Below are 26,557 nucleotides of genomic sequence, written 5' to 3' on the forward strand. Positions count from 1 at the left end.
GGCATGTCTCGTCGTATCCCTCATGCCCTCATCCTGGCGGTATCGGCGGCCTGGGCCGAGCTGCGCCACGACCCCTATCGGGCGATGCTGCTGGGTGTACGGCTGACGCCGGTGCGCGTCCGATGCCGACTGCGGCAACTCGAGCGGCGGCTCGCCGCCCACGCCCAAGCGGCCGGGCCGATCGCGACACCGTCCGCGGCACGGGTGCCCGCCCCCGCCAGGCGAACCGTCCGGCCCGTTCCGGGCCGGGTACTCCATCTGGTAACGAACGGACTGCCGTTCAAGCACGCCGGCTACACCGTGCGCACCCAGGCGCTCGCCGAGGCGCAGCTGGCTGCCGGACTCGATCCGCACGTCGTGACGCGCGTCGGGTTTCCGGTGGCGCAGGGTGTGCTGGACGCCCGCCCACTGCAAATAGTGAATGGCGTGCCGCAACACCGGCTGCTGCCCCTCCGGTTGCCATACGGGCAGGGCGCGGCGCTGTCCCGCAACGCCGAGTTGGCCGGCCGTCTGGTGGAGCAACTGAGGCCCGGCGTCCTGCACGCGGCCACCGACCACGGCAACGGGCGCGTGGCGCTGGCCCTGCGCGAGGCCTACGGCCTGCCCGTGGTCTACGAGGTACGGGGCTTCCTGGAGGAGACCTGGCTGACGCAGGCCCCAGGTCGGTCCCGGGACGATGGGACCTACCTCGCCCGGCGCGAGCTGGAGACGTACTGCATGCGCGAGGCCGATCTGGTTCTGACACTCGGCGCAGCGATGAAGGCCGAAATCGTGGCACGCGGGGTGCCCGAGGAACGGGTTCTGATCTCCCCGAACGCGGTGGATGAGGTGTTCCTGGCCCCTCTGCCGGACGGCGCGCCGCTGCGCGCCCGGCTCGGCATCGCACCGGACGACCTCGTCGTCGGCACCGTCAGTAGCCTGACGCCACACGAGGGAATCGGCACATTGCTGCATGCGGGTGCCGAGTTGCGACGTCGGGGCGTGCCCCTGCGGCTACTGATCGTGGGCGACGGCCCGGAACGCGCGGCACTGCAACAGCTGGCCGCCCGATTGGGTCTCGGCGACGGCGTAGCCCTCTTCACAGGCCGGGTGCCGCATGCCCAAGTGCGGGATTATCACGCAGTATTGGATGTATTCGCGGTGCCACGCACCGACGAACGAGTCTGCCACCTGGTGACCCCTCTCAAGCCGGTCGAAGCAATGGCGAGCGGTCTTCCCGTGGCCAGTAGTGATCTCACCGCCATGAGAGAACTGGTCGAATCGGACGTCAATGGCCAGCTAATTCCGCCTGATTCACCCCACGCCTGGAGAGATGCCCTCGAAATGCTTCTGTACAGTCAAAAACGGCGGACGGAATGGGGAGCATCCGCCCGCAACCTGGTCGTGCGTGAACGCACCTGGAAACGCGTCGCCGCCACGACCCGTGAGGCGTATCGCAGTCTTGGGTGCGCCTGAAGACCAGTACACGGCCCCATTCCCGACGGCCGTCGGGAATGGGGCGCAGGCAGACCTGCGGCAGCGTGGCATCAGCAGCGTGTTGTACCACCCGACGCCGATTAACCGGCTCAGACCGCCCCGGCCCCCTGGCCTGCCGCACGTCCATCCTCACGCAGGGGAGTTGGGTCGCCGAGGGCGTGAGCAACCCACCCGCGGCGTGGATGGGTGCCGGACGACCCGAGGTGCACGGTAGTACGCGGGCGAACGAAGTCGTCCCGGGCGGATGCGGCCTGTCATCAAGCCCGTCCGCGAACGCGTCGCCAATCGATGTTTGGTCCCATGCCCACGACGTGCTTATAAGGTTCCTGTGGCAGATGCAGCGGGCGGACCAGCAGATATCGCCAGCTTGGCTTGGGGCACGTGGTTGGGCACACCGGTGTGCCGTCCGCGGAGTGCGCCGACCGCCCGCAGGCCTCTCAGGAACTGATGCTGATGTGCGAACGACGTGGACCGCCGAACTCGCCCTTGAGGGCTTCGAGTTCACCAGGCCTCTCCTGCACCTGCCATGCGGACGGGCGATCGGCTTCCGGCGGTCGGGCCAGCGGCGAGTTCAGCCTGTACGAGCCGCGTCACCCGTGCGACCGTAGAGCCGGAATCGTCGTCCCCCGGGTACCTCTGCCTCCTTGACCCATCCCTCCAGCTGGAGAGCGAACTCGGTCGCCCTCTCCTGCCAGTTCAGAGCGGAAAGTGCCGCCGCGCGGCCCTGTCGAGCCGCCCGCAGCCGCAGTTCCGGGTCAGCGCTCAGGCGTCGTACGGCCTCCGCCGCGGCCGACGGATCCTCGTACGGGACAACCAGTCCGCAGCCGTGTCGCTCGACCAGCTCGGCCGCGAGCGGGGTGGGCGTGGTGACGACCGGCACGCCGTGAGCCATGTACTCGACGACCTTGGTCGGGCGCGAGTGGCGGTAGTTGGGCTGGTCGTGCAGGAGGGAGAGGCCCGCCAGGGCCCCCGAAAGCCGTGCGAGGGCGAGATCGTTGGGTAGGAAGCCGTGCCAACGCAGCACGCCCTCCCCGTCGGCCTGCTCGAGCGCACCTCGTACGTCGGGATTCGCCTCGCCGATCACCTCGACCCGCACGGCAGGTCCCAGCAGACGCGCCGTCTCGATGAGGTCCAGTACGCCGCGCGCCCGCGACAGGTGGCCCAGATACACGACGCGGTCGGCGCCGGGCGGCTCGGGCGGCGCGGGCGGGGTGGTCGCAAAGTTCGGTACCACCGGGTGGGTGTGGCGAAAGCGGGACTGGTAAGCGTCCTCGGCGAGCAGGAGCCGCAGATGCCGCTCCGCCAGCCGTTCCGCGGCCCGCACGCCCAGCCGCAGCGGTGGCCGCATCACCCTCGGCACCCAGCGCTTCATGACGAGCGCCGCTGCCGTGTCCTCGTGTACGTCCCACACCGTCACCGGGCGCTGACCGGCACGCCGCCAGCGGCGCATCACGCCGGGCAGAGCCAGCAGCAGTTCGGGATCGTGCAGCAGCACCACGTCCGCCTCCGGCCCTCGCTCGGCCAGCAGCGTGCGAGCCGCGCGCAGCGCCGCGCGGCGGTCGCGGCCGGCGGCCCGGGGCAGGGTCACCCCCTCGACATCCGGCCGCGGCGTCACCGCGAGCGCCTCGAACGGCGCGGCGTACACGATCCGGTGACCGCGCTCCCGCAGAGCGGCGATCTCCCGGTGCAGGATCCGCGCATCCTCGGGGTGATGCACGATGGTGACGACGAGTACAAGCATTAGAGAACCTCATAACTCCCGGCAGGCCAGGGACGTGCGGACTCGCGGGCGGCCTACAGGACCTCGACCCCCGGTTGGAAGATCCGCCCCCGGGTGTCGAACAGCAGGCGTGCCTCGTCGGCGAGAGCGGGCAGATCGTAGGCCGAGTGGTCCTGCAGCAGGATCGTCAGGTCGTGATCGCGCACCGCCGCCATCAGATCGCCGACGCGCGGGACGGCCACCCCATCAACGGTCCACAGCTGCACATGCGGGTCGTGGAAGGACACCTCGGCCTCCCGCTTCCGCAGCAGCCGGGAAACCGGCACGGCCGGGGTCTCGCGCTGGTCGGCGACGTCGGGCTTGTAGGTGACTCCGAGCAGCAGCACCCGGGAGCCGCGCAGCGGCCGACCGGCGGTGTTGAGGAGGTCCTGGGCGCGGCGCACGACGTACTCGGGCATCCGCCGGTTGATGTCCTGGGCGAGCTCGACGAAGCGGAACTCGTAGCCGAGCGAGGACCGCACCTTGTACGACAGGTAGCTCGGGTCGATGGGGATGCAGTGTCCGCCCACGCCGGCGCCCGGCCGGAACGCCTGGAAGCCGAACGGTTTGGTGCCCGCGCAGCGGATCGCGTCCCACACGTCGACATGCAACTCTCGGCTGATGATGGCTAGTTCGTTGATGAGGGCGATGTTCACATGCCGGTAGGTGTTCTCCAGCAGCTTGGCCATCTCGGCCTCACGGGTGCCCTTCGCCTGGACGACCGTGTCGATGAACTTGCCGTAGAAGGCGACCGCATGGGCGGCGCACGACGGGGTGCAGCCGCCGACCACCTTGGGTGTATCGCGCAACCCATGAGTGGTGTTGCCAGGGTCGATGCGCTCCGGCGAGAAGGCCAGCGCGAAGTCCTCGCCGACCCGCAGCCTGGACTCCTCGAGCAGCGGCCGTACGACCTCCTCGGTGGTGCCCGGATAGGTGGTCGACTCCAGGACGACGAGCTGTCCGGGCCGCAGCCTGCCCGCGACCGCACGGACGGCGGAGGTCACCGCGCTCAGATCGGGTCCGCCGTCCTCACTGAGCGGGGTCGGCACGCAGATCACGACGGTCTGCGCCCGGGCAAGACAGGCGTCGTCCGTGTACGCCGTGAATCCCGCCATCCGCATCTGGCGGACGTCGTCGTCTGACACGTCGTCGACGTGGGAGCGGCCGGCGTTGAGGCCCTCGACAACACGCGGGTCCCGGTCGAGACCCGCGACTCTCAGGCCGACCGACGCCGCCTCCCGAGCGAGCGGCAGCCCGACATAACCGAGCCCGATGACCGCGACTTCGACGCAATCGGGCAGTTCTTCATCCGCGGCCGGGATCGACAAGGTGGACCCGCTCATGGGCAGTCTCCATTCGGGAACGAGAGCGTCGGCCTTCCTACAACCTCCGATCTCTGGATCGAGTTCGGGTGATTGGGCCCTGTTCCACTCCGGTGGCCTAGACAGAAACGATTCACCATCACTCCTTGTACGCACCGGTGCGGGCGTGACGGCGGTTCGGACCGAAGGCCTGGCGATGACGCTGTGAGCGACGACCCGCAACCCACCTGTGCGACAGCGGCAGAGGGCGGAGGTTCTGTCTCGGGTACAGGGACTCGGTGCCTATGCGGTGACACGGCCGACGCCAAGGTCCCCCTGGCAGCTTCCCTCCCGGCTTCCCCCGGACGGCACAACCCGGCGTAACTCACGTACCCTATTGGTCGTTTCAGCGCTATATGCCGTTAACGACCTATGGATGCACCTTGCCTCGGTTCAGTGTGATCGTCCCCGTGTATGAGGTGGAGGCCTATCTGCACGCATGCCTCGAATCCGTACTGGGCCAGTCGTTCACGGACTTCGAGCTGATCGCCGTCGACGACTGCTCACCCGACGGCAGCGGTGCCATCGTCGACGAGTTCGCGGCCCGCGACCCGCGCGTCACCGCTATCCATCTGCCGGAGAACGCCGGGCTCGGCCCGGCCCGGAACGCCGGTCTCGACCGCGCCATCGGCGAGTACGTCATCTTCCTGGACAGCGACGACACGCTGACCCCGCACGCGCTGCAGGCGATCTCTGACCGGATCAAGGACACGGACCACCCCGATCTCCTGGTCTACGACTACGTGAGGGCGTACTGGAACGGCAGGACGGCTCGCGACCGTTTCGCGGCCGAGCTCGTCCAAGAAGGCCCCGCCGTCTTCCAACTCACGGAGCGGCCCGGCCTACTGCAACTGCTCCACGTGGTCTGGAACAAGGCATACCGCCGTGACTTCCTCCAGCGTGAGGGCTTCACCTTCGCACCCGGCTACTACGAGGACGTCTCCTGGACCTATCCCGTGCTGCTGACCGCCGAGTCGATCGCGGTGCTCGACCGGGTCTGCGTGCACTACCGGCAGCGCAGGCACGGAGCCATCACCCGCACCTCCAGCTCTCGGCACTTCGAGATCTTCGAGCAGTACGACCGGGTCTTCGCCTATCTGGACGCACATCCAGAGCCCGCGGGCCTGCGTCCTGTCGTCTTCGCGCGCATGCTCGACCACTTCAGCACTGTGTTCCTGGCCCGCAGCCGGCTCCCCCGCGGCAGCCGCGCCGCGTTCCTACGCCGGGCCCGCACCCACTGCTGCCGCCACCACGTCCTCAGTGCGGCTCCTGCCAGGTGGCGCTCCAGGATCCGGCACACACTGGTACGCCTGGGTGCGCACCGCACCTACCGCGCGCTGACGGCCCTCACCGCCCTCCAGAGCGGCGCCCGCCGCCTGGCCCGTGCCCTGCGCCACGCGCTCTGGGTCGGGGTGCTCCGGCTCCACTACCGCATCCAGCTGCGCCTGCCCCTGCGCGAGAACCACGCCGTGTTCTCCGCGTACTGGGGCCGCGGCTACCGTTGCAACCCAGCGGCCATCGAAGAGAAAGCGCGGGAAATGGTGCCCGGCATCCGCACCGCCTGGATCGCCCACTCCGGGCACCACACGACCATTCCCGCGGCCGCGCGACGCCTCTCCCCCGGCACAGCCGCCTACTGGACCGCCCTCGCCCGCTCCAAGTACCTGGTCAACAACGTCAACTTCGACCGCCAACTCGTCAAGCGCCGCGGCCAGATCTTCCTCCAGACCCAGCACGGCACTCCCCTCAAACACATGGGTCTCGATTTGATGGAGCGGCCTGCCGCAGCACGAGGCATGGACTTCGCGCAGCTCATGGCCAATGCCGATAAGTGGGATTACCTGCTTTCTTCCAATCCCCATTCGTCGCGCGTTTGGAGAAACGTTTTTCCAGCCGCTTACAAGACGCTCGAATACGGCTACCCCCGCAACGACATCTACCAGCACGCCACCGCCGAGGACGTCGCCCGCCTGCGTCAGTCCTTCGGTATCCCCCGCGACACCGTCGCGATCCTCTACGCCCCCACCCACCGCGACTACCGCCGCACCCCACGCCACTCGCTCGACCTGGAGCGGATGCTCCGCGCCCTCGGCGCCGGCTTCACGGTGCTGACCCGCGCGCACTACTTCTACGACACACCCGTCGCGGGTGCAGAAACGTCACTGCCGATGGACGGCCGCGCAGAAACGTCACAGCTGATCGACGTCTCGAAGTACCCGCACATCGAATCCCTCTGCTTGGCGAGCGACGTGCTGGTCACCGACTTCTCCTCGCTCATGTTCGACTACGCCAATCTCGACCGCCCCATCGTCATCTACGCCGACGACTGGCAGGCCTACGAGGCGGCCCGCGGCACCTACTTCGACCTCAGGTCCTTCCCACCCGGACCCGTCGCACAGACCGAGGACGAACTCATCGACGTCTTCGCCACCGGCACCTGGCGCAGCCCCCGCTCCACCCAGCACCGCGCCGCCTTCCGCCAACGCTTCTGCCCCTACGACGACGGACGCGCTGCCGAACGCGTCGTACGACATGTCTTCCTCGGCGAGACCGAAGGCCTCCCATCGTTCGTGCCGCTGCAGGACCGCCGCCCAGCCCCCGCCGCGATCGCCGCCCCGGCCGCCGAGTCGTCCGTCTCCGATCTGCCCACCGAACAACCCCCGGCCGCCGCCCGTTGCTCCCCGCTCGTCGAACCGTGAGCGTCAGCCCGAGCCGCCACTCAGCACGGAAGGATCACGTACCTCCCCATGGCATCGATGCGTACCACTGCTGTCGTCCTCGCCGGAGGCACCGGACAGCGCGTGGGCCTCGCCCTCCCCAAACAGTTCGTCAAGATCGCGGGGAGGAGCGTCCTCGAGCACACCCTCGGGATCTTCGAGGAAGCCCCGGGCGTGGACGAGGTCCTGCTGATGATGACGCCCGGATACGTGGGGCGGGCCGAGGAGATCGTCGCGAAGAAAGGATTCACCAAGATCGTGCGCGTGTTGGAGGGCGGGGCCACACGCAACGAGACCACCGAGCGCGCCATCGGCTTCCTGACGGCCCGGACCCCCGAGGGGCAGGACCAGAAGGTCCTCTTCCACGACGCCGTACGCCCTCTGCTCTCGCAGCGGATCGTCGCCGACTGCATCGCCGCCCTCGACACCCACGACGCCGTCGACGTGGCCATTCCGACCGCGGACACCATCATCGTCACGCGCACGCACGGCGCGGACGGCGAGTACATCACCGACATCCCGGACCGCAGCCGGCTGCGCCGGGGCCAGACGCCTCAGGCCTTCAGCCTGTCGACGATCCGCAGGGCGTACGAGATCGCCTCCTCGGACCCGGCCTTCCGTGCGACCGACGACTGCTCCGTCGTCCTTAACTACCTGCCGGACGTGCCGATCCATGTCGTCCGGGGCGAGGCGCACAACATGAAGGTGACCGAGCCGGTCGACATCCACATCGCCGACAAGCTCTTCCAGCTCTCCTCGCACACCGTGCCGCCCCAGAGCGGCGAGGACGCCTATCGCCGCCTGCTCGCGGGCAAGTCGCTGGTCGTCTTCGGAGGTTCGTACGGCATCGGCGCCGACGTCGCGAAGCTGGCGCGGAGTTACGGGGCCACGGTCTTCGCACACGGGCGCAGCACCACCGGTGTGCACGTCGAGAACGCCGAGCAGATCGAGAAGGCGCTCGCCGAGGCGCATGCGGTGGCCGGCCGGATCGACTACGTCATCAACACGGCCGCTGTCCTGCGCATCGGCCGCCTCAACGAGTGCTCCGACGCGGCCATCCGCGAGGCCCTCGAGGTCAACTACCTGGCTCCTGTGCAGATCGCCAAGGCAGCACACAGGTACCTCGCCGCCAGCCGCGGCCATCTGCTGCTGTACACCTCCAGCAGCTACACGCGCGGGCGCGCCGAGTACAGCCTGTACTCGTCCTCCAAGGCGGCCATGGTCAACCTCACGCAGGCGCTGGCCGACGAGTGGGCGGCCGACGGCATCCGCGTCAACTGCGTGAACCCGGAGCGGACCCGCACCCCGATGCGGGTGCGGGCCTTCGGCGACGAGCCCGCGGACTCCCTGCTGACGTCGGATGCGGTCGCCCGGACATCGATCGACGTGCTGCTGTCCGGCCGCACCGGCCAGGTCATCGACGTCCGCCTCGAGTCGTCCGTGGGGAGCGCTGCCCGGTGATCGCGAAACTGCTCTCCGAGCGCCCCTTCTCCTCGATCGGCTTCCTGCTCGCCTATCCGACGCTGGCCCTGGCAGCCGCACTGGGCGACCCATGGCTCTTCGGATGTGCCGCTGCCGTGACGTACGCCGCCGACTGGCGCCTGAGTGAGGCCGGCACCTGGCTCTTCTCGGCGGTGCGCACGGCCCGTGTCGGCCTGACCCTGCGCTTCGTCGTCCGCCAGCTGCTCCTCGTGGTGCTGCTCGCGCGCATGGACGCCCCCGTCCTGCTCGCGGCCACCACCTTCGTCCTCTTCTACGTGCTCCAGGCGCCGCAGAGCCTGCTCCTGACGCTCATCAAGCGGGCCCGCAGGCTCCCTGTGGTGACCCGGAACATCGACCTGGGGCCGCTGCGTATCCCGGACACCCCTTCGCCGCTGCTCACGCTCCGGGGATTCGAGAAGGTCATGCACGCCGACGTGCCCGCTGTCGCGGGACTCCTCGTGTGGGTCGCGACGGGAAGCACGGCAGCCGGGACGGTGGGCTGTGCCGCCACCGTCACCCTGGTCATCGCCTATGACGTGGCGCTGCTGCCGGTCTTCCTGGAGGCCCGGACCACGCCCGACGACAAACGGGTCCTCGCCTTCGCCGACCGCTGGCTGCGGGAGAACCGGCCCACGGTGGTCCTGTACTTCAGCGGCATGAAGTCCTCCGCCTACCAGATCAACATGTGGCTCAGGACGCTGGAGGCGCTGGACGCCCGCGCGGTGGTTCTCCTGCGTGAGCGCCACATCCTCACCGATCTGGCCCCCACAACGCTGCCGGTGATGTGCGTGTCGAACGCGAACCATGTGATGAGCCTCGACTTCGGCTCCGCACGCGTGGTGTTCTACGCGTCCAACGTCGGGCCGAACATCCACATGCTCCGCATCCCCACCGCCAGGCACGTCTTCATCGGCCACGGCGACAGCGACAAGCAGGCGTCGGTCAACCCGTACGCCAAGGTCTACGACGAGGTGTGGACGGCAGGCCGGGCCGGGCGCGACCGCTGGGCGGGTGCGGACGTGGGCGTACGGGACGAGGACATCGTCGAGGTGGGCAGGCCGCAACTCGCCCCGGTCCGGCGGGCGGTGGAGGAGCCCCGCACGCCGCTGACCGTTCTGTACGCGCCGACCTGGGAGAGCTGGGAGCCGGAGCCGGGCGTCACCTCGCTCATCGATTCGGGCGAGCTGATCATCAGGGCGCTGCTCTCCGCCCCGGTGGAGGTGCGGATCCTCTACAAGCCGCATCCCTACACGGGTGTACGGGACCCGAGAGCGAAGCAGGCGCACGAGCGCATCGTGGCCCTGCTGCAGGCAGCCAACGCCGCCCGCCCCGCCTCCCCCGCGGACCCCCTGCTCACGGCCGAACGCATGCGCGTCGAGGCACAGTGGCGCTCGGCCCAGACCCCGGGCCGAGCGGGTGCGGACGAGGCCGAGCGCGCCCGTGACTCCCTGCTGACCGCGGAGGACGCCGGCGTCCTGGAAGGTCTCACGGAGCGCCGGGACGCGCTGTTCTGGGCCGACCACGCCCCGGAACAGCACATCGTGATCGATGCGGACGGCCCGCATCTGTACTCCTGCTTCAACGAGTGCGACCTGCTCGTCTCCGACATCTCCAGCGTCGTCTCCGATTTCGTCGCGAGCGGAAAGCCGTACGCCATCGTCGATGGCGCCGAGCTGGGCGAGGAGGAATTCCGCCGCCGCTATACCGCGGCCCTGGGCGCGTTCGTCCTCACACCGGACGCGGCGGGCCTCCATGACGCGCTGCTGGTCGCTGCCGGAAAGGAACCCGACACGATGCGCGAGACCCGCGATGACGTGAAGCACTATCTGCTCGGTCCCGACGAGCCGGATGCGATGACGCGATTCAACAGGGCGGTCCAACGTCTCGCCCACGCAGCGGAATCCATCACCGCGCTGGCCATCCCCGTCGTCCCGCAACAACCACCGGTTGAGAAACCCTCAAAAGCCACGTCCAACGCAACTCAGACCTCAGGAAGTCGTTGACCAGTCATGCGCCCCATGAAAGCCCTTGTACTCGCCGGCGGTTCGGGAACCCGGCTTCGCCCGATCACCCATACCTCCGCCAAGCAGTTGGTGCCGGTAGCGAACAAACCCGTGCTGTTCTACGGGCTCGAATCCCTCGCCGAGGCCGGTATCCGCGATGTCGGCATCGTCGTCGGTGAGACGTCCGGCGAGATTCGCGAGGCGGTCGGTGACGGCTCGCGGTTCGGTATCCGGGTGACCTACATCCACCAGGTACGTCCGCTCGGTCTGGCCCACGCCGTGCTGATCTCCCGGGATTTCCTCGGCGACGACGACTTCGTCATGTACCTCGGTGACAATTTCATCGTGGGCGGCATCACATCGGTCGTCGACGCCTTCCGTGAAGAGCGTCCCGATGCCCACATCATGCTGACCCCCGTCAGCGACCCGTCGGCCTTCGGCGTCGCCGAGCTCGATCTCTCCGGGAACGTCATCGCGCTGGAGGAGAAGCCGCAGCATCCCAAGAGCGACCTCGCTCTCGTCGGCGTCTACCTTTTCACGCCGCTGGTCCACGAGGCCGTACGCTCCATCGAGCCGTCGGCCCGCGGCGAGATGGAGATCACAGATGCCATTCAGTGGCTCATCGGGAACGGGAAAAACGTCCGCTCGACCACCATCACCGGTTACTGGAAAGACACGGGCAATGTCACGGACATGCTCGAGGTGAACCGCTCGGTACTGGAAGTCCTCGAGCCGGTACAGGCCGGGGACGTCGACTCCGAAAGTGAGATCATCGGCCGGGTGCGTATCGAGAAAGGCGCCCGGGTGCGGCGCTCCCGCATTGTCGGCCCCGCCGTGGTGGGCGCGGGCGCCACCGTCACGGACTCGTACATCGGCCCTTTCACCTCCATCGCCGCCGAATGCGCCGTCGACGACAGCGAGATCGAGTACTCCATCGTCCTCACCGGAGCCTCCGTGCGCGGCGTCCGCCGTATCGAGGCGTCGCTCATCGGCCGCCAGGTGGACGTGACCCCCGCCCCGCGCGTGCCCGCCGCCCACCGATTCGTACTCGGTGATCACAGCAAGGTTCAGATCTGCTCATGACGACCACGAAGATCCTGGTGACGGGTGGTGCCGGCTTCATCGGCTCACACTACGTCCGGGCGCTCCTCGGCCCCGGCGGCCCCGGAGACGTGCAGGTCACGGTCCTGGACGCCCTCACCTACGCGGGCAACCCGGCCAACCTGGACCCGGTGCGCGCCCACCCCGGCTTCGCCTTCGTGCACGGGGACATCTGCGACACCGACCTCGTGCGCAAGCTCGTCGGCGAGCACGACGAGATCGTGCATTTCGCCGCCGAATCCCATGTCGACCGGTCGATCCTCAGTGGCGGCGAATTCGTCCGTACGAACGTCCTCGGCACCCATACCCTCCTGGACGCCGCCTTGCACAACGCGCCGCGGCTCTTCGTGCACGTCTCCACGGACGAGGTGTACGGATCCCTGGAGTCCGGTTCCTGGACGGAGTATGAGCCGCTCGCGCCGAACTCCCCGTACTCCGCCTCCAAGGCGTCCAGCGACCTGCTGGCCCTGGCCTACCACCGCACGCACAGGCTCGACGTCCGCGTGACCCGCTGCTCGAACAACTACGGGCACCACCAGTTCCCCGAGAAGGTCATCCCGCTCTTCATCACCAACCTGCTCGACGGGCGGAAGGTCCCGCTCTACGGGGACGGTCTCAACGTCCGCGACTGGCTGCACATCGACGACCACGTCCAGGGCATCGAACTCGTCCGTACCGGCGGCCGGCCCGGAGAGGTCTACAACATCGGCGGCGGCACCGAACTCTCCAACCGGGAGCTGACCGAGCGCCTGCTCGACGCGTGCGGCGCCGACTGGGACATGGTCGAGTACGTCGAGGACCGCAAGGGCCACGACCGCCGCTACTCGGTGGACTGCACCAAGATCCGTACGGAGCTCGGGTACCGGCCCCGGAAGGCCTTCGCGGAGGGTCTGGCCGAGACGGTGGCCTGGTACCGCGACAACCGCGCCTGGTGGGAGCCCCTCAAGGCGCGCGCACATGTCGGGGCTCAGCGATGAAGTGGCTGGTCACGGGCGCCGGCGGCATGCTCGGCCGAGAGGTCGTCGATCTGCTGGCCGCGCAGGGCGCGAAGGTGGGCGCCCGCACTCGCCGCGAACTGGACATCACAGACCCCGCTCAGGTCCGGCTCGCGATCAAGACCGTCGCCCCGGACGTCGTCGTCAACTGCGCGGCCTGGACGGCGGTCGACGACGCCGAGTCCCGGGAGGCGGAGGCGCTCCGGGTCAACGCCGACGGCCCGCAGCTGCTTGCCGAGACGTGCCGTGCGTACGGCGCCCGCCTCCTTCACGTCTCGACGGACTACGTCTTCCCCGGCGACGCGACCGTTCCGTATGCCGAGGATGCCCCGACTGGCCCGCGCACCGCCTACGGCCGCACCAAGCTGGCGGGCGAGGAGGCCGTGCTCAGCGTGCTGCCCGACCGCGCGGCGGTGGTCCGCACGGCCTGGCTGTACGGCGCCCACGGACCGAGCTTCGTCCGCACGATGCTCCGTCTGGAGCGCGAGCGCGACACGGTCGATGTCGTCAACGACCAGGTCGGCCAGCCCACATGGACGCGCGATGTCGCCGAACGGCTCGTCTGGCTGGGCACGCACCCCGAAGCGGCCGGCGTCTTCCACGGCACCAACTCAGGACAGGCCACCTGGTACGACCTCGCACGCGAGGTCTTCCGCCTTACCGGCGCCGCCCAGTCGCGCGTCCGCCCCACGGACAGCACGGCGTACATCCGCCCGGCACCCCGCCCAGCCTTCAGCGTGCTGCACCATGGGCGCTGGGGAGAGGTGGGGCTGGGGGCGCTGCGTGACTGGCGGGTGGCACTCAGCGCCGCGTTCCCAGGTATCCGCCGCTCGACCTGATCCCCTGCCCGGGACACGGGCAGGGATCGAGACCTCCCCAGCCGTCTTTCCGAGCGGAAGGTCGAGCAGCTCTACCTCTCTTTGCGGAGGAAGGTCATCGGCTGCTTGCGACGCATCTCGCCGGTGAAGCCGAGGAGCAGCGTGCCGCGCTCCCACTGCAGGCCGGTCAGCTCGGCGTGCGGCCTGATGTCCTTCTCCCAACCGCGCGAGCGCCTCGATGTCCGGGTAGCGGTCCGCCTGACACCGCGCCCCGGGCCTACTCGGCGACGAAGCGGGTGTGACCGGCTAACATCAAACGGAGCCTGGCCAACCTGGCCGCCCCGTACCCTCACCTAGCTGGCGATTTTGCTCCGCCAGCGACTGAACGCGCTGCAGTACCGGCGCGGCCTCCTTGGCGGGTTCTCGCAGCCACCGGCCGACCATGTTGTTTCAGGGGATCGCGACGCGGCCGTTGCTGCGGTGCCGGGCGGCAAGGCGACCGGCTCGGATCTGGTAGATGATGGCGGCGGGCAGGATGCCGAGGCGGGCTGCGACCTGCTGGATACTCGGCTCGGCTTCACCGTCCGCGGTGCCGGCGGTAGGCAGCGGACGGCTGCCGATCTCTGCGGGGACGAACTGCCCGGGGTGCGCGAGCCACTCCCGGCAGCTGGCTTCGACGTGTGTCCCAGGGGAGCACCGGCCGCCACACAATGCGCCGGGTGCCCTGCAAGTCGGCGCCCCCATGAGTAACAAGGTGCTGGGATGGGTCTGCGCGTTCGGCTCGACGAGGGCATCGCGCGCACCATCGAGTGGTTCGCCGATCGGGCCTTGTTCTGCGGTCCTGGCCGGGCAGCGTCCATGGGGGTGAAGCCGGAAGTTTCCGGGGCGTGGTAAAAAAAGGCACCGGCCCCGCTGCTCTACGGTCCCTCCTGTGCACGCCAGGGAATTCACAGACTCCGCAATCCGTGCGATCAAATGCCGAATTATGCACCACATTGCCCTGGACGCTGGGAGCCGGATCGCGCGTTGGGGATCCAAGTCGGGGCCAAACTTCGCAACGGCCGGACTTGATCTGCACCAATGTCGTTGGCATACCCGGCAGAATCTGGACGCGGCCGGAAAATCGCCCGCGCGGACCGGATTGGTGAGCTCTGTGCACACGGACATGACTGAACCCTTCCGTCTCGAACCCACCGAAGCTACATCGCGAAGCGCCGGGTTCTGGGCCGCGCGGGTTCGGATCAGGCCGTCAGCGCTAAATGCGGAAGACATCGCATAACTGACTTCATGACTTTACATTGAACGGGACGCGACGGGACGGAAAATGCACAGGCACCACGTGAAGGGAAGCGGGATCGCCCATCCCGTAGACCCGCCGCCGTCAGCCTTCCAAGATCGCGGCCACCGCATCGGTGTCTCAGGGTTCCTCTCGTTCGCCGCGAATCGTGAAGACGGCCGAATTTTCGAATGCTGGCCTCTATGGCCCCGGCATGCAGCATTGATCCGAATTTCCCGATTCTGACAGCAGGTTCAGAATGGGCTCTGGCAGTGGAAGCGGAAGACCCGGCACACCGAGCCCGGTAATGCCAATCCACGCACGGCGAGCAAGGGAAGGGCAAAACTCCGTGAAACTGTATGAATTCCTCCAGGTCCTGCGCCGCCGCTGGTGCACGGTGACGGCAGTTGCGTTGCTCGGCCTCACCGTCGGCGTGACACTGACATGGGCCGCTGAACCCGAGTACGAAGCCACCAATCGTTTGTTCGCCGCCCCGCAGGGAGCGGAAACAATGGGCGAACGCGCACAATACTCGTCTTTCGCGACCCAACGCGTGCGGTCGTATGCAGAGATCGTTGCAAGTCCCAGGTTCACTGAACCGGTGGTGAAGAAACTCAAATTGAAGGAGACACCGGTTCAGCTCGCCGAGCGGATCAGCGCCGAGGCTCCCCCGCAATCGGTTCTGCTGGACATCACGGCGCGGGACGGCACCGCCGCTGGTGCGGCACGGATCGCCAACGCCGTCGCCACTGAGTTCCGTAGGCAGATGACACTGCTGGAGACCCCCGTCTCGCGGCTCACCGAGGAGGAGCGGGAAAAGCAGGCAGAGGCGGCACGAGCACGTGGCGAGAAGCCGCCGCTCGAGGGCCCGCAGCCTGATCCGCTGACGCGGTTGGAGGTCATCAGCGCCGCGCAGGTACCGGATGAACCGGCTTCCCCTCGACCGCTGCTCAACGCCCTCTGCGCGCTTGCCATTGGGCTCTTCTGCGGAGCTCTGCTCGCCGTCGTACGGGACGGCTCAGACACAACGGTCAGCGACACTCAGCAACTCGCGAAGGCAGCCGGAGGCGCACCGGTGCTTGGCACCGTTCCTTATGACCGCAGGGCCCAGAGACATCCGCTCGCGATGGTCAGCGACGCACACGGTGAACGCGCCGAGGCCGTACGGCTGGTGCGGGCAGCGCTTCAGTTCACGCAGGTCGACCGCCCGGCTTGCACCATCCTGGTGACCAGCGCGGACGCAGAGGAGGGCAAGAGCGCCTTCGCCGTGAATCTGGCCCTGGCTTTCGCCCAGTCGGGCAGCCGTGTCTGCCTTGTCGACGCTGATCTGCGCCAGCCGCGCGTTGCCCGCTTCTTCGGGCTGGTCGAGAACGCCGGGCTTACCACCGCGCTGATCGGCCGCGCCACCCTCGACGACGTGCTCCAGCACATCGACGGCGGTCGGGTCGCCGTGCTCGCCAGCGGTGAACTCCCGCCCAATCCGGCCGAGCTGCTCGCCTCTGCCCGCATGCGTGAGGTACTGGCGGAGCTGGCCGGACGCTTCGACAAAATCATCATCGACAGCGCTCCGCTGCTCCCCGTCGCCGACAGCACCGGCCTCGCCGCCCACACCGATGGAACGGTCCTGGTGGTTCGCGCCAAGCACACCCCCCGCCACCGCATCGAGGATGCAGTGGCCGCACTGCGTGTGGTCGGAGCATCGATGCTGGGCGCCGTGCTGTCGATGGCACGGTTGCCCAAGGAGGACCGGTACGGCCATTACGGCAATGCGAACAGCGGGCGCGCCCAGGGTCCCTCCCTGCGGGATACGTCCCTCACTGGGAGCCTGCGATGAGTGACGGCGCCGGCACGCGGGCCCCGGCCGCGCGCGCCATCGAGCAATGATGTGGGTGCTCTTCGTCTGCACAGGCAATGTGCACCGCTCACCGCTTGCCGAGCGGCTCACAGCCAGCGGCTGGGCGCGCTCCCGGCTCGGTCGTGCAGCCGGAGAGCGCAGGCACCAACGTTCAGCGCCGCTACGGCAATCGGCGGCCCGGCACGTAGCCCGCCCTGGCAGTGTCGCCGGACAGGCGTCAACATGGCATAGCCGATGCCGTCTACCACCCCGTGTCCGCGACCGGGATGCCTCTCGATCGACGCCGCTTGACATGGAGAGTGGTGCTGATGGTTGGACAGTCCAGTTTCCGGGCGCGGGTTCTGTCCCTTCGACGAAGGCCGACGTGCGGAGTATGTAGTATAAATCTATCTCCGCACCTTAATGAGGCGAACGTCTATCGAGGGCGAGGCATGCCAATTACAGTGGCGTGGGCAGTCCGGTGATTCCGGTAAGCCATTCACCTACCGAGCCTGGCTAAATTCGCTGACACTTAAACTCAACGCTGCTTTGGGTAAGTCTATCGTTGGGCGTGGGGCACCGCCTATTGCTGCGCCCGATGTTAAGTTCTCGTCCATGAGCATGAGTGCGCGACTGGGGTCTGAACACCTGACGGTTCCGAGAGCTCGAATGATGGTCTTCTGTGTGGCGGCGATCGGCACAGTGATCAGATTTATCCTCCTCTATACAACGAAAGGGTCGGCGGACGTTTCGATCTTCCTCGGATTCTCTGAAGAGATCGAGGATTCTGGTCCGATTCGGATCTATGAGCAGCCACTACCATGGCTCCCTGTTTATAATCATCCACCTTTGGCCGGCTGGATACTGCTCGGAATGAGTGAACTCAACGGGATGGGTTTCTCTTTCGCTGCACTAATTCGCCTACCGGCGACGCTGGCCGACGCCGTCTCCAGCATGCTCGTATTCGAAATCCTTAGGCGCCGGACCTCCGTCCACTCTGCGATGGGGTGTGCATGGACAGTCGCCCTCAGCCCGCTCCTGATTGCTATCTCCGGATACCACGGAAACAATGACCCTGTTGCGGTCATGTTGGCGATCGCTGCGGCCTATCTGCTGGTGGACAAGAAACGGCCCTGGACGGCAGGGCTGGTCGCCGCTTTGTCGGTGAGCGTGAAATTCGTTCCGGTGGTGACACTTCCAATCCTGCTTGTTGTGGCTGCGCGCAGTGGACGGCAGGCGCTGTTGAGTTTCTGTGCAGGGCTCTTCGGGTTGACGGCTTTCATTTGGGGGCCGGTTGTCCTGACTGTACCGGCCGCCCTCAAGGAAAATGTTGTCGACTACCAAGGCCAGCCCTGGCCCATTTGGGGCCTCATGCGATTTGCCGATTTGCTTGGCATTTCGGAATCCTCCATCGCCTTTGCTCAGGGTGAGGGGCACCTCTTCTTCGTACTGCTCTGCGTCGCGATCGGCATCTGGCTCGTCTGGCGGCGACCTGATGAAGCCCCGGTCGTAGTAGGGCTGACGTTGGCGCTCCTGCTGCTGCTGTCCACGGCCGGTGCGGTCCAGTACCTGGCGTGGGCCGCTGTGGGCATGTCTGCGACAGGCCTTTGGCAGGGGCTGGCGTACAACGCAATCGTCGGGGCTGTCGCCTACATGGTGTACACAGGGCCCTCACCCATGTTTTGGAATGAAGACACGCTGAGCCTCGCCGTCTTCGGATGGACAGTGCTGGCGCTGGGTATTGCCAGCGGTTTTCGCAAGGTCCTGGCTCGGCCACAGACGGCGACTCCGCTCCACCCTCCACCACATCCGCTGCACCCTTCCCGGGCCCGACTGACCTTGTGCGGTCGGCCCGAACCGGACGTACGCGTTGGCCACGCATCCGGCACTCCACGTGTCTTGCCCGGCAGTCGACTTTGATCGGCTGCCGGTTCGATGGTCCACGGAGTCGGGATCCGAGTTCCGCGGTAGCGATAGCGTTCGACCACGACGCTGGATGCGCCGAGGAACACTGTGTCGCCTGCGGCGAACCGCCATCCGTGATCGCAGTGATTCCTCAACTGGCTGCTGGGATGCGATGTTTGCGGCGGAGCCAGATCGCGACGCGGTGGGCCTGGTCCACATCGACGACGGGCTGCAACTTTCTCGGCCACCACATCCGCCGCCAGCCGAAACGCGGCAAGAACAAGCAGGCCATCTACACCCCTCCCTCGAAGGCCATGCCGGCCATCAGAGAGCGGGTATCGGCGCGGACCTAGAGACACCCCCAGAACCAGAGCCTGGCCCAGCTCCTGGAGAGCCTGAACCGGAGCCTGGTCGGGTGGACGACCTACTTTCGTCACGGCGCGGCGAAGCGGACCTTCAATGCGATCGACCACCACGCGTGGAACTGATGCCGTGGTGCATGATTCCCGCCTTCAAGAGCGCCTTCACCAGAGCCAGGACACGCTTGTCGGAGATCCTGGCCCGCAGCCGGTGCATCAGTCCGACGAAGTGGCGCCGCCTGCCGTTGGAGCCGGCTGCCCCCGTCTTGCCGGCACCTGGTTCACTACGACCGATGCCACCGGTTCCATCGATTGGCCCCGAAGCTCTGGCACGCAGTCGCACTTCGTTATCGCCCCTGACCAGTGGGGATAACGAAGTGCGACTGGAGTAGTCACTATGTAACTGCTGAGACTTGAGGAGTTGTGGTCCGGGCGTGCGCGGGCCCGTAGCCGTAGTTTCAGCTCTGCTGTCCTGCCATGACTGTGATGAGCCCGAGTACGACCATGACGGATCCTGTCCAGGTCCACAGCGACGTCCGCTCGTGCAGCACGGTGGCGCTCACCAGCACGATCAGCAGATACCCCAGGGCGTTGAACGGGTAGGCGATGGACAGCGGCACCCGGGCCAGGGTTGACATCCAGGCCACCGCCGAGACGGCGAACACCGTCAGGCCGAGCACCACCCATGGGCTGGTCGCGGCGTGCACGGCGATGGATCCACCCCTGCGCTCGACCTGGGCCGCAGCGGCGCGCATGCCGTGCTTGAGCAGGAGTTGCCCGGCCGCCGACGAGAAGACGGCGAAGAGCAGCAGCGCAAGACTCGGAAGGGTCAAGGGCTTTCTCCTGACGGGTCGTTCATTGCGGTGCGCGGAGTGGGATTCCGCCTCGCGTACCGGACGGAGATCGGACGATGCGTCAGACGCCTGCCTGGGCCCTGTCGGCAGGGGTGAACTGACGGTTGAGAAGGTCTTGGACATCGATGTGCTCCCCCGCAATGATCGTCTGTGCCGCATGCGGAGTGAGCGATGCGACGTACTGATAGCCGAAGAGGGTCGGCCTGACGCGGGTCAGCAACCTGGACGCCACGCCGAGTGTCCGGGCGACGGGCCCGCCGCCGAGGACGGACCAGAAGGGTGCGCCCGTGGTGGTCACGTCGAGGACGTCGTATCCCGCCGCCCTGACCGTCCGGCGCAGGCTGCCGCGGGTGAAGAAGCGCAGATGCGTCTCATCAAGAATGCCGCGGCGGTCGTAGTCGAAGACCCCGAGCGCGACGCGCAGACGGGAATACCAGTGGCCGAAGTTGGGCACGGACACCAGCACCTGTCCGCCGGGCCGCAGCACATCCCTGATTTGCGAGAGCAGCCGCTCGGGCCGGGAGAGGTGTTCGATGACATCCCCGGCGACGACGTAGTCGTACTCCCCGTCGATCTCCTCCGGCAGGCCCGCTTCCAGGTCTGCCAGGACGAAATGTGAGCACCGCTCCCGTACGCCCGGAACCTCGATGTAGTCAACTCCCGTCACCAGGTGCCCAAGCGCCTGGAGGCGTTCGGCGAACAGTCCGCCGGAACAGCCCAGATCGAGGACCCGGCCGGCCGGTAGACCGCGCATCTTCTCGAGAATGACCGAGTGCGACGAGCCGTCGCCTTCCTTGAAGGCGTACGCGGCCGGTTTGGGAATCCACGAGCAGGTGCCGAAACCCTTGAGGGCGAGCCGGTACTCCAGGACGTCCTTCATGACGTCCTTGGCGTAGCGCATCCCGTTGACGTAACAGATCTCGTCGCCGTAGTAGGTGGGGATGGGGATCTCCTTGATCCGCATCCCCGCATGGAGCAGCTGGACGATGATCTGGGTGTCGAAGTCGAAGTCGTCGGTGTTCCGGTCCACCGGCAGCCTGCGCAGCGCATCGACGCTGTAGGCACGGTAACCGGAGTGGAATTCCGTGAGATCCGACCCGAGCAGCCGGTTCTCGCAGCGGGTGAGGATGCGGTTGCCGAGCCACTTGTACATCGGCATGCCGCCCTTGAGAGCGCCTTTGGAGTCCATCATCCGCGACCCGAACACGGCCTCGCACTCACCGCGTTCAATGGGCGCAACCATTTCCGGAAGCAGTTCGGGGGCGTACTGGCCGTCGCCGTGCAGCAGCACCACGATGTCCAGGCCCCGCTCCATGGCCAGTGCGTAGCCGGCCTTCTGATTTCCGCCGTAGCCCAGGTTCTTGGTGTGCCGCATGACGACACTCTTCGGCCTGCCCTCGAGCTGTGACCAGCGGCAGCCGGCAGTGAAGGTCCCATCGTGGCTGGCGTCGTCGAGAATGAGGATCTCGGCGATGCGCGACCTGAAGCCGGCGGGGATACGGTCGAGGGTCTTCTCCAGGGTCGACTCGGCGTTGTACGCGACGACCAGGATGCCGATCCTGGGAGCCGGATTTTCCGTCACGGGTGATTCCCCATCTTCGCTTTGGACACGTTCATTTAGCCGAGTGGTCGGCGAGGTCGGAGGTCCTTCCGGAACGGGGGCGCCCCCACCTTCTTCAATTCACGAAGGTGGTTAGCGTCCGCGGTCCGCGGGCGGACGAGGAGCTTGTACATGCCGCTGGCGATGCCCACGGTGAGGACTGCCCATCCGTCGCCAGCGCGACTGCGATGACCGCTTGCCCGCTTCGTACGGCCGATAGATAAGACCACGTTCGCATTCTCATGCCCATGGACCAGGAACGTAGCACCGAAGAGACGATTCAGAACTACGGCTCCCTCTCACGATGAAAATACTTATGCGCTCCACGAGTCCAATGAGATACGTCACGCCAGCACCCCTCGCACCACTGCGGTAGGAAATCACTTTCGGGAATCACCCAGAAGGTGCACAGCCCGCGTAATCCTGATGCCCCATCGTCGTTCTCTACCTGAGCGCGGATCGCTGAGCAGATCCATACAGCCGCTTCCGGGCCAAGTACACCTCGTTGGGGTGGACCTGCTCCTGCACCGCCTGGGCAGGAGCGTGCAAGTGCCCTCACGGCACGACCTTCGTCCACGTGACCGCCGACACGGTCCGGCTCTCGCCGGCCGCTGCCGCATTGGTGCGCCACAAGTGCGGACAGCGCACCCCCCCTGATCTAGCTGCGCCCGGTCGCCCGAGGCGCCTGCCGTGCCCCTCTCCCAGGCAGGGGCCAGCTGCCGCCGCCTCACCGCCGCACGTAACGCAGCACCTTCCCCAGCGGCCGTCGGACGGGTGCCGGGACGCGGATCCGCTGCCTCAGCGCGACCCGCCCCGGAACATCGCTCAGCCGGTGGTAGAACTCACCGATGTCGATGGCGAGTTGGCGGCTCGCCGTCCAGTACGGGATGACCGTGCGGGTGGGCGTGCCCACCTGAACCGCCTGTCCGGCAAGCGGCTGGCTCTTCCAGTCGCCGCGGAGCGCCGCACTGCGGCCGAGTCCCAGGAACTGGAAGAACGCGGAGACGTCGTGCACGCCCCGCTCCAGGGGACCGCCTCCGGCCGCGGTGAGCGGATCGATCCGCATGGTTCCGGACACCACGGGCTTCTTCCTGCCGCGACCCGCGTCTTCGAGACGGACCCCGAAGTCCGATTCGGGATACCAGCCGATGTGCTGTCCCCGGTGTGAAAGCCGGATTTCGCCGTAGGCGGCATTCAGGGGGTCGCCCGCCTCCCACTCCTCCGCACCGGGGAGTCCCTCGGTGAGCGCCGGATCGAGCAGCAGCCGTCCCCGGCGTTCGACGAGCGTCAGGGGCTTGCCGTCGGCATGGACGAGATGCAGCCGCACCGGCGCGGTGAGTGCCCCTTCATGCCAGCGGGGCCTGCCGAGTTCGGCACGGGGCGCCATCTGCTTGGTGCGGCCGGCCAGGAGGCACAGCGCGTCGAGACGCCCCTGCTCCAGCAAGTGCCCCCTCAGGCGCGCCACCGCGGGAAGGCCGGCAAGGACCGACGGGGGGAACTCCTCAAGGACGAGCTTCCGTACGGCCTCGTAGCGCTCCTCGATCTGCCGGTGGCTGCTCAGTGCGTAGGGCTCGGACACCTGACGGAGGATCTCCACCCGGTACGTGCGGCGCAGCATCTTGTCCTGCACCGGTCCGGGCCGCGTATGGGCCTTGACGGTCTGGACGACCTTCCGCAGATAGCCGAAGTACTCGTCGACGACGAGCCCTCTGCTGCTCGTGTTCTTGCCGTCCTCGCGGCGCATCCAGTAGTAGCAGGGATAGTCGCCCACGACCGATACGCAGTTCGCCACCGAATAGGCGTGAGCCATGAAGAGCTGGTCCTCGAGCCGGCACCGCCCCTCCGGGAACCTGATCTCGTTCTCGAGCAGGAACTCCCGCCGGAACATCTTGTGAGGGGTCAGGCTTTCGAACAGCGTGTGGGTCTCGACGGTGCACCTGTCGATGGTGCGGGCGAAGACGTTGCTGGACCCCGCCATGGTGCCCGCCGTCTTGCCGAGGACGATGTCGGATCCGTTGCGCTTGCCGAGTGCGTAGAGCCGTTCCAGCGCCTCGAGGCCCAGTTCGTCGTCCTGGTCGACGAACTGCACGTACTCGCCGCGGCTCATCCGGGCGCCGACGTTCCTCGGCTTGCCCGGCCAGCCGGAGTTCTCCTGGTGGTGGACGCGCACATGAGGGTGGCGTTCCGCGAGCCGGTCGAGGCGCTCCGCCGAGTCGTCGGTGGAGCCGTCGTCGACGTAGACGACCTCGTACGCGTCCGGGCCGATGCTCTGCCGAAGAAGCGTTTCCGCACACTTCTCGATATAGGGGCCCGCGTTGTAGACGGGTACAACGACGCTGACTTTGAGCATGGGAACCTCGTGGTCGGTGTGTGGTGGAGCCCAGGGCGGTACTCAGCGGGCAGTGAGCCGCTGCGCCCTGCGCATCGCCCGCCGGAGCAGACCGGGCCGCGGCTTACGGGGAGGCGGTACGGGATGCTGGGCGGCGCCTTCGTGCGGGCGACGCAGGCAGAACGCGCCTCCGGGGCCGACGATCAGGACGAGGGGGAGCCGGGTGCGACGCTCCGGCTCGTCACACAGGCTCAGCTCCAGCCGCCAGTCCCCCTCGGCGAGTTCCGGGTCGGAGAGCCCGGCGCGCAGCACCGACCCGGAGCGTCCTTCGGCGGCGGTCACCACCGCGCGGGCCGTCACCGTGCGCTCCGCGCCCGCGTTCCCGGACAGGTGGAGCAGTGCCTCGGCCTCCTCGGCGACCTGCACCGGCAGGTGCGCCACCAGATCCGCGCCGTCCACGCGCACCTCCCGGACGCCGAGGTCCGCGAGGTCGTACGCGAATCGCGAGGTCGCCTGGCCGACGTCCAGCGACAGATTGCCGTGGGGTTCGGTCCAGTACGGCAGGACGAGCCGCGCGGGCTCGCCGAGGAAGGCGGCGCGGCGGCCCGCCCGGGCGGCCTCGCTGCGCACGGCGCCCAGGCGGGTCTCCTTGGTCCAGCCGCAGATATGGATCCGTACGAAGACGTCCCAGATGCCGCGCGTCAGCGGCGCGCCGCCCGCCGCGGACTGCGGGTCGATCGTGGCTGTCGCACGCAGCACCAGCCTGAACCGGTCCGCCTCCTGGCCGTCCATGCGCTGCCTGGTGAACTCGACGGGCTGGTAGAACTCGGCGGCCGTGGAGCGTTCCCGTACCACCAGATCGATCTTCGTCTTGCCGGTACGGGCGGACATGTCGGCGTCCTGCAGCGCCACGACGTCCCGGCCCGCCGTCTCGATCGGGATGTCGAGCAGGCCCTCCTCGCCCTTGTGCAGGAACGTCATCGGCTCCTTGCTGACGCGCATCTCGCCGGTGAAAGCGAGTCGGAGCGTGCCGCCTTCCCACTCCAGGCCGGTCAGTTCGGCGCCCGGCCTGATGTCCTTCTCCCACCGGGCGAGCGCCTCGATGTCCGGGTAGCGGTCCGCCTTGATCAGCGCGCCGACGACCTGCTGCGTGGGCAGCATCCCCGTCATGACGCCGGGCCCGAAGCGCTCCACGGCCACCTTGTGGATCTCGCGGAACATCTCGTGCCGGTAGTCCTCCGGCCAGCCGAGCAGCCGGCCGCCGCGCATCCGCTCGATCATCTCGTTGCGGAACCAGCGGCGGTACAGCCTGTCCCGCAGTGGTCCGGGCTCGGTGTACTTCTCGACGACGTCGAGGGCCTCCCGCAGGTTGCGGAAGTAGCCCACCGGGTCGATGCGCTGGAAACCGGCGTTGGAGGCGTCCTCGCGCTTGACGTGGTAGTAGCAGACGTAGTCGCTGAGGACAGCGACGCTGCCCGCGGTGAGATACGCCTCGGTGACGAAGACATGGTCCTCGAGCCGCCGCCGCCCCTCCGGGAAACGCAGCCGGCGCTCGTCCAGGAACGACCGGCGGAACATCTTGTGCGGGGTGAGGCTGTCGATCAGCGGGGCGTTCATGACGTCGGCCCGGGGCCGGTTCACGCGGAACAGCTCCAGCGGTACGGGGCGGCCCTTGCCGGCCATCTTCCCGATGACGACGTCCGCTTGGTGCTCGACGCCGTACGCGTACATCCGCTCGAGCGCCTCGTCCCCCAGCCAGTCGTCGTTGTCGACGAACATGACGAACTCGCCGCGCGCCGCCTCGATACCCACGTTGCGGGGCTTGCCCGACCACCCGGAGTTCTCCTGGTGGAGGACGCGCATATGCGGGTGCCGGGCGGCGAGTTCGTCGAGGCGGGTCGGGGTCTCGTCCGTGGAGCCGTCGTCCACGAAGACCGCTTCGTACTCGTCGTCAGGGAGGCTCTGACGCAGCAGCGAGGCGATGCAGTCCTCGATGTACGGGCCCGGGTTGTAGACGGGGACGACGACGCTGACCTTGACCGTCATGTCTCACCATCCGAGCAGTGCGGGACTGTGGCTGGCGTACATCGCCAGGCAGTCCTCGTAGCGCGGCAGCAGCCCAGCCCGCTCGGCCTCGGCGAGGGTGGGCGCCTCGGCGTCCTTCGCGGAGAGGAGGGGTTCGAACACCTCGGGCCAGGCGATGCCGAGCTGTTCGTCGAGCGGGTGGATGCCGTGCTCGCGGCTCGGCGTGTACGGGGTCGAGCAGAGGTACACCACCGTCGCCTCGTCGCTCAGTGCCATGAAGGCGTGGCCGAGGCCCTCCGCGAGGAACACGCTGCGGTGGTCCACGTCGTCGAGGCGTACGGCCTCCCACTGTTTGTACGTGGGCGAGCCGACGCGGATGTCGACGATCACGTCGAGCACCACTCCGCGCACGCACTTCACGTACTTCGCCTGGCTGGGCGGGACGTCGGCGTAGTGGATGCCACGCAGCACGCCCCTGCGTGAGACAGAGCAGTTGGCCTGGGCGAGGCTCAGGGACCGTCCCGCGCCCTCATGGAACGGGCCTTCCTTGAACCACTCGTGGAAGGCGCCGCGCTCGTCCGGGAACACCCTGGGCTCCCACGCCCACGCACCCTCGATCGTCAGTGGACGCATCTGAGCAGACCTCTCATTTCGCCATATTGA

General features: G+C 67.6%; 18 protein-coding genes. 10 read left to right on the forward strand and 8 right to left on the reverse strand.

All coding sequences use genetic code 11. From position 1 onward, the window contains the following. Positions 1-3 precede the first annotated feature (3 nt). Complete coding sequence (locus H1D24_RS27755) at positions 4-1,455, forward strand: glycosyltransferase (protein WP_220137308.1); 1,452 nt, start codon at positions 4-6, stop codon at positions 1,453-1,455. A gap of 592 nt (positions 1,456-2,047) precedes the next feature. Here the strand turns inward: H1D24_RS27755 and H1D24_RS27760 are convergent. Further along, the gene (locus H1D24_RS27760) at positions 2,048-3,217 is read right to left on the reverse strand and encodes a glycosyltransferase (RefSeq protein ID WP_181660446.1); all 1,170 of its coding nucleotides are present in this window, start codon (positions 3,215-3,217) and stop codon (positions 2,048-2,050) included. A 53-nt stretch (positions 3,218-3,270) separates the two neighbouring features. After that, positions 3,271-4,578 carry a nucleotide sugar dehydrogenase gene (locus H1D24_RS27765; RefSeq protein WP_181660447.1) on the reverse strand — a complete coding sequence of 436 codons (1,308 nt, stop codon included), beginning with the start codon at positions 4,576-4,578 and terminating at the stop codon, positions 3,271-3,273. Between the two features lie 401 nt (positions 4,579-4,979). Here H1D24_RS27765 and H1D24_RS27770 point away from each other — a divergent pair, with 401 nt between their 5' ends. Genes H1D24_RS27770 through rfbD form a run of 6 tightly spaced genes read left to right on the forward strand, consistent with a single transcriptional unit; the run spans position 4,980 to position 13,733 of the window. Further along, the gene (locus H1D24_RS27770; protein ID WP_181660448.1) at positions 4,980-7,295 is read left to right on the forward strand and encodes a bifunctional glycosyltransferase/CDP-glycerol:glycerophosphate glycerophosphotransferase; all 2,316 of its coding nucleotides are present in this window, start codon (positions 4,980-4,982) and stop codon (positions 7,293-7,295) included. A 48-nt stretch (positions 7,296-7,343) separates the two neighbouring features. Then, positions 7,344-8,774, forward strand: coding sequence for a bifunctional cytidylyltransferase/SDR family oxidoreductase (locus H1D24_RS27775; protein WP_181660449.1), 1,431 nt, complete (start codon positions 7,344-7,346; stop codon positions 8,772-8,774). Continuing rightward, complete coding sequence (locus H1D24_RS27780; RefSeq protein ID WP_181660450.1) at positions 8,771-10,798, forward strand: CDP-glycerol glycerophosphotransferase family protein; 2,028 nt, start codon at positions 8,771-8,773, stop codon at positions 10,796-10,798. Before H1D24_RS27775 ends, H1D24_RS27780 begins: the two co-directional genes overlap by 4 nt. A gap of 15 nt (positions 10,799-10,813) precedes the next feature. Further along, positions 10,814-11,881: a glucose-1-phosphate thymidylyltransferase gene (locus tag H1D24_RS27785; RefSeq protein ID WP_181660451.1), complete on the forward strand. Its 1,068-nt coding sequence runs from the start codon at positions 10,814-10,816 to the stop codon at positions 11,879-11,881. Continuing rightward, positions 11,878-12,876 (forward strand): dTDP-glucose 4,6-dehydratase, encoded by a 999-nt coding sequence (rfbB, locus tag H1D24_RS27790; protein WP_181660452.1) that lies wholly within the window; start codon positions 11,878-11,880, stop codon positions 12,874-12,876. Before H1D24_RS27785 ends, rfbB begins: the two co-directional genes overlap by 4 nt. Continuing rightward, positions 12,873-13,733 (forward strand): dTDP-4-dehydrorhamnose reductase, encoded by an 861-nt coding sequence (gene rfbD / locus H1D24_RS27795; RefSeq protein ID WP_181660453.1) that lies wholly within the window; start codon positions 12,873-12,875, stop codon positions 13,731-13,733. Before rfbB ends, rfbD begins: the two co-directional genes overlap by 4 nt. Before the next feature lie 429 nt (positions 13,734-14,162). Here rfbD and H1D24_RS27800 read toward each other — a convergent pair whose 3' ends face one another. Continuing rightward, a complete protein-coding gene (locus H1D24_RS27800; protein WP_181660454.1) occupies positions 14,163-14,456 on the reverse strand; it encodes a hypothetical protein in 294 nt (97 codons plus the stop codon). Between the two features lie 839 nt (positions 14,457-15,295). Here H1D24_RS27800 and H1D24_RS27805 point away from each other — a divergent pair. The 3 genes from H1D24_RS27805 (at position 15,296) to H1D24_RS44155 (ending at position 19,215) form a co-directional block, all read left to right on the forward strand. Beyond that, a complete protein-coding gene (locus tag H1D24_RS27805; RefSeq protein ID WP_258564364.1) occupies positions 15,296-16,822 on the forward strand; it encodes a tyrosine-protein kinase domain-containing protein in 1,527 nt (508 codons plus the stop codon). 615 nt (positions 16,823-17,437) lie between these two features. After that, positions 17,438-18,742, forward strand: a complete 1,305-nt coding sequence (locus tag H1D24_RS27810; protein ID WP_181660456.1) for a glycosyltransferase family 39 protein — start codon at positions 17,438-17,440, stop codon at positions 18,740-18,742. A 359-nt stretch (positions 18,743-19,101) separates the two neighbouring features. Beyond that, positions 19,102-19,215, forward strand: coding sequence for a group II intron maturase-specific domain-containing protein (locus H1D24_RS44155; protein WP_181660497.1), 114 nt, complete (start codon positions 19,102-19,104; stop codon positions 19,213-19,215). Positions 19,216-19,544: 329 nt separating this feature from the next. Here H1D24_RS44155 and H1D24_RS27820 read toward each other — a convergent pair whose 3' ends face one another. The 5 genes from H1D24_RS27820 to rfbC form a co-directional block, all read right to left on the reverse strand. Next, positions 19,545-19,919, reverse strand: a complete 375-nt coding sequence (locus H1D24_RS27820; RefSeq protein WP_181660457.1) for a DMT family transporter — start codon at positions 19,917-19,919, stop codon at positions 19,545-19,547. Between the two features lie 82 nt (positions 19,920-20,001). Continuing rightward, positions 20,002-21,522 carry a bifunctional glycosyltransferase/class I SAM-dependent methyltransferase gene (locus H1D24_RS27825; protein WP_181660458.1) on the reverse strand — a complete coding sequence of 507 codons (1,521 nt, stop codon included), beginning with the start codon at positions 21,520-21,522 and terminating at the stop codon, positions 20,002-20,004. 745 nt (positions 21,523-22,267) lie between these two features. Beyond that, positions 22,268-23,890: a glycosyltransferase family 2 protein gene (locus H1D24_RS27830; RefSeq protein ID WP_181660459.1), complete on the reverse strand. Its 1,623-nt coding sequence runs from the start codon at positions 23,888-23,890 to the stop codon at positions 22,268-22,270. Positions 23,891-23,932: 42 nt separating this feature from the next. Beyond that, on the reverse strand, positions 23,933-25,915 hold the full coding sequence (locus H1D24_RS27835) for a glycosyltransferase family 2 protein (RefSeq protein ID WP_181660460.1): 1,983 nt from the start codon (positions 25,913-25,915) through the stop codon (positions 23,933-23,935). Positions 25,916-25,918: 3 nt separating this feature from the next. Next, positions 25,919-26,527 carry a dTDP-4-dehydrorhamnose 3,5-epimerase gene (rfbC, locus tag H1D24_RS27840; RefSeq protein WP_181660461.1) on the reverse strand — a complete coding sequence of 203 codons (609 nt, stop codon included), beginning with the start codon at positions 26,525-26,527 and terminating at the stop codon, positions 25,919-25,921. Positions 26,528-26,557 lie beyond the last annotated feature (30 nt).

This window comes from Streptomyces himalayensis subsp. himalayensis, from assembly GCF_013778455.1.
Lineage (GTDB): Bacteria > Actinomycetota > Actinomycetes > Streptomycetales > Streptomycetaceae > Streptomyces > Streptomyces himalayensis.